We start from the raw sequence: 6,542 nt of genomic DNA, 5'->3' as shown, positions 1-6,542 counted from the left end.
TCTTCATCCTGACCATCCTGCTCAAGGGCGCCATCGGCATCCTGCTGGGCGACATCAAGTACGGCGCCTCCCAGAGCGCGGCGGCGCACTGAGGTGATGACCATGAAGCGAATTGCTCTTCCCGCGGTGGTGCTGGCCCTGCTCGGCGCCGCCATCGTGTCCGTCGTCGCGCAGGACAAGCCGGCGGCGACGGCCGAAGCCGCCGCACCGGCGGCGGCCGCCTCGGCCCCGACCGAGGTGGTGTGCTTCGAGAGTCGCAAGGGCGCGACCGAAGTCGTGCAGCGCGAGATCAAGCCCGGAGTGCAGAACGTGAAGTGCTCGCCCGTGACCGGCGCAGCGCTGTGGTATGGCGATCCGTACGACGGCACGGTGCCGATGGGCAAGATGCCGCAGCTGGACATCCCGGAGAACCTCGCGGTGGTCAAGCCGCGCGCCGACAAGCTGCAGTTCCTCGCCCAATGCGGCACGGCCTGCCACAACGGCACCTTCCCGCCGGGCTTCCCGAAGAGCAACAAGCCGGTGCCGATCCCGACCATGGAGGCGATGCTGCCCGACGCGAAGGATCTGCAGCACGGCCGCGGCCGCATCTGGTGCCTGGAGTGCCACCACAACACCAAGCGCAACATGCTGGTCGACCACTATGGCGATCCGATCAGCATCGAGCAGCCGCAGCTGCTTTGCGGCAAGTGCCACGGCGACAAGCTGCGCGACTGGCGCGACGGCATCCACGGCAAGCGCATCGGCGACTTCACCAGCACCGGCAAGAAGCGCTGGTTCACCTGCACCGAATGCCACAACCCGCACAACGTGCAGGACGGCGCGCGCAACCGCGGCTTCATCGCGCTGCAGCCGGAAACGCCGCCGCAGCTGCCGCGCGGCATGAAGGATGCCTCGTTCGAGAAGACGCATCCCATCGCGCACTGAGGTGGTTGCGATGTCCGACCCAACGACCGAGACCGAGCCGCCGCTGCGCGGCGACCCGACCTGGGTTGCCCCGGCGCTCACGCGCGAGGAGCAGACGCGCCACGTCGGCAAGACGCCGATCTTCTTCGGCCCGCCGCTGGCCATCCTCACCGCCGATCAGAAGAACACTCTGCTGATCAGCGGCAAGATCAACCGCACCGCGGAGCGCTATCTGGAGCTGATGAAGTTCCACGGCGTGCCGCTGAGCGAGCCGGAGCGGCGCTGCATCGCCCACCTCTGCGGCATCGGCTTCATGTCGCCGCTGGAGATCCGCGAGCTGCCGATGGAAGTCGAGCTGACGTCCTTCGACTGCGAGGGCCTGGACAAGCCGGCCCTGGCCGCCAAGCTCGGGGCGGCGAGCTTCGCCGACCTGGTGGCGGTGGTCGAGTCGCTGGGGTTCTGACCATGTCCGGACTGGCACCGATTCGCGCACCCTGGGAGCCGGGCTTCGCCACGACGCACGCCGTGCTCGACACCCAGCACCAGGCCCTGCTGGCCGAGTGCGACCGCATGGCCGGGCTGTGCGCGTCGGCAACGGGCGAAGAGGGCCGGGCGCAGTTCGACCAGGCTTTCGTGCACCTCAAGGCACTGGTGAAGGCGCACTTCGAGGCCGAGGCCGCGGCGCTGGCAGCGTGCGGCTGCACCGAACTGGACGACCATCGCGACGAGCACGAGGAGTTCGAGTACCTTGCCGACGAGATCGCCACGGTGGAGAACTTCGACCGGCTGGAACTGCAGCGCTTCCTCGCGCTGTGGTGCATCGGCCACGTGACGGGATCGTCGCGCCAGCTGCGCGAATGGCAGCCCGAAGGCCGCACGACGGCCTGAGCGGCGTCGCAGCGGGGCCCCGCCCGGGGCTCAGCTGTTGCTGATCGCCCGCACCTCGTCGATCGTCGTGACGCCGGCCCACACCTTCTCGATGCCGTCCTGGCGCAGGGTGCGCATGCCTTCGCGCAGCGCGGTCTCCTGCAGCGCCTCGGCGCGCGCGCCGGTCTGGATCAGGCGGCGCAGCGCGCGCGACACCACCATCAGCTCGTGCACGCCGGCGCGGCCGCGGAAGCCGGTGCCGCCGCAGTGGTCGCAGCCCGGGGCATGGTGCAGGTGCAGCCGGCCATCACGGCCGAAGCGCCGCAGCCAATCCTGGCGCGTCGTGTCACGCGCGAGCGGCGTGTCGGCTTCGCCGAAACCGTGCATGTAGTCGGCCAGCAGTTCCTCGATCTCCTCGTCGCTGGCGGCACGGCTGGTGCGGCACTCGCCGCACAGGCGGCGCACCAGGCGCTGGGCCAGCACGGCCAGCAGCGAGTCGGCGAAGTTGAACGGGTCCATGCCCATGTCGAGCAGGCGCGTCACCGTCTCCGGTGCGCTGTTGGTGTGCAGCGTCGACAGCACCAGGTGGCCGGTCAGCGAGGCTTCGACCGCCGTCTGCGCCGTCTCGCCGTCGCGGATCTCGCCGACCATGATCACGTCCGGGTCGGCGCGCAGGAACGCACGCAAGGCCTTCGCGAAGGTCCAGTCGATCTTCGGGTTGACCTGCACCTGGCGCAGCCCCGGCTGGGTGATTTCCACCGGGTCTTCGGCGGTCCAGATCTTTCGCTCCGGCACGTTGATGTGGCTGAGCGCGGAGTGCAGCGTGGTGGTCTTGCCCGAGCCGGTGGGGCCGACGCACAGCACCATGCCGTAGGGCCGCTCGACCACGCGCTGCAGCTCGGCGAGGTTGCGCTCCGACAGCCCGATGCGCGGCAGCGGAATCGGCTTGGCCGAGGCCAGGATGCGCATCACCACGTCTTCCAGCCCGCCGTTGGTGGGGATGGTGGCCACCCGCAGCTCGATGCGGTGCTGCGGCACGAACTTAGCGAAGTTGATCTTGCCGTCCTGCGGCTTGCGCTTCTCGCTGATGTCGAGGTCGCACATGATCTTGATGCGCGCGATCATGGCGTTGCGGTAGTTCGACGGCAGCTCCAGGTAGGTGCGCAGCAGGCCGTCCTTGCGGAAGCGGATGCGGATCTTCTCGCGCCCCGGGTAGCTCTCGATGTGGATGTCGGAAACGCCGTCCTTGTGCGCCTCGACGACCATGTTGTTGATCAGCCGCACCAGCGAGTTGTCGCTCTGCTCGATCTGCTGGTCGTCGTCGGCGCCGCTGCCCACGCGCTGCGACTCCTCGCGCTCGAGCGATTCGATCAGCTTGTCGGTGTCGGTGAGCTCGAACGGGATCGGCGCGAGCGCCTCGGCCTCCGGGAAGCGGCCCGCCTGCAGCCCGCCGATCTTCTCGTAGGCAGCGTGCAGCACGTCTTCCAGCTTGCGGCACTGCGCCAGCACCGGCACCACCTTCATCTGGGCGATGAACTCGGCCTCTTCCACGGCGGCGCGGCGGCGCGCCGGGTCGTCCAGCGCGGCCACCAGTCGGCCGTCGCGGATCAAGAGCGGCATCATGCGCAGCCGGCTCGCGGCGGCGAACGGGATCTTGCGCAGCGCGTCGGCCTCGGCCGGGAAGGCGTCGATGTCGACCAGCGGATAGCCCATCTTGCGCGACAGCGCCACCTGCAGGTCGGCTCGCGAGACCACGCCCATGCGCACCAGCAGCTCGCCCAGCGGCACGCTGCGGTCGCTCTGTTGCTGCTGGAGCGCCTCGTCGAGCTGCGCCTGGTTGATCATGCCCAGCGAGATCAGCGCATCGCCGATGCGCACCATCGGCATCTTCGCCTGGCGATCGATGGCTTCGAACAGCTGGTCGGGCGAGACCACCTGGCGCATCAGCAGGATGTCGCCGAGCTTCTGGCTGCGCAGGTTCTTCTGCGCATCCACCGCCTGCTCCACCTGCTGCGCGGTGGCGCGCTTGTCCATCACCAGCAGCTCGCCGATGCGCGGGCCGACCTCGAACGAGGCATAGGCGGCGCGCGGCACGAACAGGCGGTGCACGCTGCCGGCCTCGTCGACCGGCGGGAAGAGGAACAGGCCGTGCTCCGTCTCGACATGGCCGACCGTGCGGCCGGCGAACTCGCCGCCGCCGTTCCAGGCGATGCGGAACTCGTTCGCGCTGCGCTGGCCGAGCAGCTCGGAGTGCGGCTCCTGCGGCGCGATCGCCTGCGGGGCCAGCGGCGTGGTCAGCGTCAGCGCGCGGAACTGGTCGAAGCGCAGCGGCAGCGTGGTGCGCGCTGGCGGGATCTGCACGTGGGCCACCGCTTCCTCGGGCACGAAGAAGGTCAGCCGGCCGGTGGTGTGCTTGTCGTTCAGGCCGACGATCTCGCAGGGCAGCGGGTCGGTCTGCGGCGTGGGGGCCGGATAGGAGGCGAACGGCGGCGTGGGCCAGGCGAAGGCGTCGCGGGCGACCTTGTCGGGCTCGCGGCGCGATGCGGCGGCGGGGCCCTTGCCGTCGGGCAACTGCCATTCCAGGGGGGCGGACAGGTCGGTCATCGGCATCCTCGCGTCTGCGCCGCGCACGCAGGCGGTCGCAGTCTCGATGGTGCGGGGCGCGGCCCCGCGCCGATGCCCGGAGGTGGACCGGAAATGCCCCTCAGTTCCGCATCTGCTGCGGCAGGAAGGTGACGAGCTGCGGGAAGGCATACAGCAGCACGACCGCCAGCACCATCAGGGCGAAGAACGGGAAGGCGGCGCGCGAGATGGTGCCGATGTCCTTCTTCGTCATGCCCTGCAGCACGAACAGGTTGAAGCCCACCGGCGGCGTGATCTGCGCCATCTCGACCACGATGACGATGAAGATGCCGAACCACAGCGGATCGATGCCGGCCTTCTGGATGGTGGGCATGATCACGCCCATGGTCAGCACCACCATCGAGATGCCGTCGAGGAAGCAGCCGAGCACGATGAAGAACAGGCTCAGCGCCAGCACCAGTTCCCACTTCGACAGGCCCAGCGAGCCGATCCACTCGGCGAGGTGCCGTGGCAGGCCGATGTAGCCCATCGACAGCGTGAGGAAGGCCGCTCCGGCCAGGATCAGCGCGATCATGCAGTACAGCCGCGTGCCGCCGAGCAGCGAGTCGCGGAAGGTGGCCCAGCTGAGCGAGCCCTGGGCTGCCGACAGGATCAGCGAGCCGACGACGCCCAGCGCCGCAGCCTCGGTGGCGGTGGCGATGCCGCCATAGATCGAGCCGAGCACGGCAGCGATCAGCAGCACCACCGGAATGAGGTGGCGCGACTCGCGCAGCTTCTCGGCGAAGCTCAGCCGTACATCCGGCTGCGGAATCTGACCCGGGTGCAGCAGCGCCCAGATCGCGATCCAGGCCGAGAAGATCAGCGCCAGCATCAGCCCGGGGATCACGCCGGCGATGAACAGCTGCGCGATCGAGACATCGGCCGCCACGCCGTAGACGATCATGATGATCGACGGCGGAATCAGCAGGCCCAGGGTGCCGGCGCCGGCCAGCGAGCCGAGCGACATCATCTCGGGGTAGCCGTGGCGCTGCAGCTCGGGCAGGCTCATCTTGCCGATGGTGGCGCAGGTGGCCGCGCTCGAACCCGACACCGCCGCGAAGATGGTGCAGCCGGCCACGTTGACGTGCAGCAGCCGCCCGGGCAGCGCCTGCATCCAGGGCGCGAGGCCGCGGAACATGTCCTGGCTCAGCCGGGTGCGGAACAGGATCTCGCCCATCCACACGAACAGGGGCAGGGCGGTCAGCGTCCAGCTCGAGGCCGATCCCCAGATGGTGACGGCCATCGCGTCGCCGGCCGGGCGCGAGCTGAACAGCTGCATGCCGATCCAGGCCACGCCCGAGAGCGTGAGCCCGATCCACACCCCGCTGCCGAGGATGAGGAACAGCGCGCCGACCAGCAGCAGCGTGATGCCGAGATCACTCATTGTGGGAAGCCTCGTCGGGCATCGGCGGCAGGCGCTGGCCGCGCGCCTCGAGCACCAGTTCATCGACGAAGGCGATGGCCAGCACCACCGTGCCCAGCGCCATGGTCAGCTGCGGGATCCACAGCGGCGTGGCGTCGTTGCCGGTGGAGATGTCGTGGAACTGCCAGGACTGCCAGGACAGGCGCACGCTGTAGAAGGCGCCCAGCGCCGCCAGCAGCGAGGCCGCGAACAGCGCCCACAGCTCCATCGCCCGCTGCGCGCTGCCGGAGAGCCGGCCGACCAGCAGCGTCACGCGGATGTGCTCGCCGCGCTTGAGCGTGTGGGCCAGCGCGAGGAAGCCCGCGCCGGCCATCAGGTAGCCGGCGTAGGCGTCGATGCCGGGGATGTTGAAGTGCAGCTGCCGACCGAGGATGGACAGCAGCACCGCCACCAGCAGGCCCACCATGAAGCAGGCCGCCAGCACGGCGCAGCCGTCGTAGAGGCGGTCGAGCGCGCGCCGCACGGATCAGGGCTTGTTGTAGGCGTCGACCAGCGCCTTGCCTTCGGCGCCGGCCTTGTCGAGCCACTCCTTCAGCATGGTCTCGCCGACCTTCTGCAGGTCGGTCTTGAGCTGCGGCGAGGGCGGCAGCACCTGCATGCCGTTGGCCTTGAGCTTCTCGAGCGTATCGGTGTTGACCTTCTGGCTGGCTGCCCAGCCGCGCGCCTCGGCGTCGGCGGCGGCCTTCAGCACGGCGGCCTGGGTCGGCTTGTCGAGCGCGTCGAAGGC

The 6,542-nt window shown here is 69.4% G+C and carries 6 protein-coding genes and 1 pseudogene; 3 read left to right on the top strand and 4 right to left on the bottom strand.

Annotated features, from left to right (window positions below; translation table 11 throughout):
• The first annotated feature begins 102 nt into the window (after positions 1-102).
• Genes AB7U92_RS19540 through AB7U92_RS19530 form a run of 3 tightly spaced genes read left to right on the top strand, consistent with a single transcriptional unit; the run spans position 103 to position 1,791 of the window.
• Positions 103-924: a hypothetical protein gene (locus AB7U92_RS19540; RefSeq protein ID WP_428580814.1), complete on the top strand. Its 822-nt coding sequence runs from the start codon at positions 103-105 to the stop codon at positions 922-924.
• 10 nt (positions 925-934) lie between these two features.
• Positions 935-1,366 (top strand): hypothetical protein, encoded by a 432-nt coding sequence (locus AB7U92_RS19535; protein WP_428580811.1) that lies wholly within the window; start codon positions 935-937, stop codon positions 1,364-1,366.
• 2 nt (positions 1,367-1,368) lie between these two features.
• Positions 1,369-1,791, top strand: coding sequence for a bacteriohemerythrin (locus AB7U92_RS19530; RefSeq protein WP_428580808.1), 423 nt, complete (start codon positions 1,369-1,371; stop codon positions 1,789-1,791).
• Between the two features lie 30 nt (positions 1,792-1,821).
• Here the strand turns inward: AB7U92_RS19530 and AB7U92_RS19525 are convergent, their stop codons facing one another.
• The 4 genes and pseudogenes from AB7U92_RS19525 to AB7U92_RS19510 form a co-directional block, all read right to left on the bottom strand.
• A complete protein-coding gene (locus tag AB7U92_RS19525) occupies positions 1,822-4,374 on the bottom strand; it encodes an ATPase, T2SS/T4P/T4SS family (RefSeq protein ID WP_428580805.1) in 2,553 nt (850 codons plus the stop codon).
• 100 nt (positions 4,375-4,474) lie between these two features.
• Positions 4,475-5,776 carry a TRAP transporter large permease gene (locus AB7U92_RS19520; RefSeq protein ID WP_428580802.1) on the bottom strand — a complete coding sequence of 434 codons (1,302 nt, stop codon included), beginning with the start codon at positions 5,774-5,776 and terminating at the stop codon, positions 4,475-4,477.
• Positions 5,769-6,278, bottom strand: a complete 510-nt coding sequence (locus AB7U92_RS19515; RefSeq protein WP_428580799.1) for a TRAP transporter small permease — start codon at positions 6,276-6,278, stop codon at positions 5,769-5,771. Before AB7U92_RS19515 ends, AB7U92_RS19520 begins: the two co-directional genes overlap by 8 nt.
• A 3-nt stretch (positions 6,279-6,281) precedes the next feature.
• Positions 6,282-6,542 (bottom strand): annotated as a pseudogene (locus AB7U92_RS19510) (C4-dicarboxylate ABC transporter substrate-binding protein); the annotation flags it as partial.

It is taken from the genome of Piscinibacter sp. (assembly GCF_050175855.1).
Taxonomy (GTDB): Bacteria; Pseudomonadota; Gammaproteobacteria; order Burkholderiales; family Burkholderiaceae_C; genus Piscinibacter.
The sequence above is the reverse complement of the archived record's forward strand: the minus strand, read 5'-3'. Positions and strand labels throughout refer to the sequence as shown.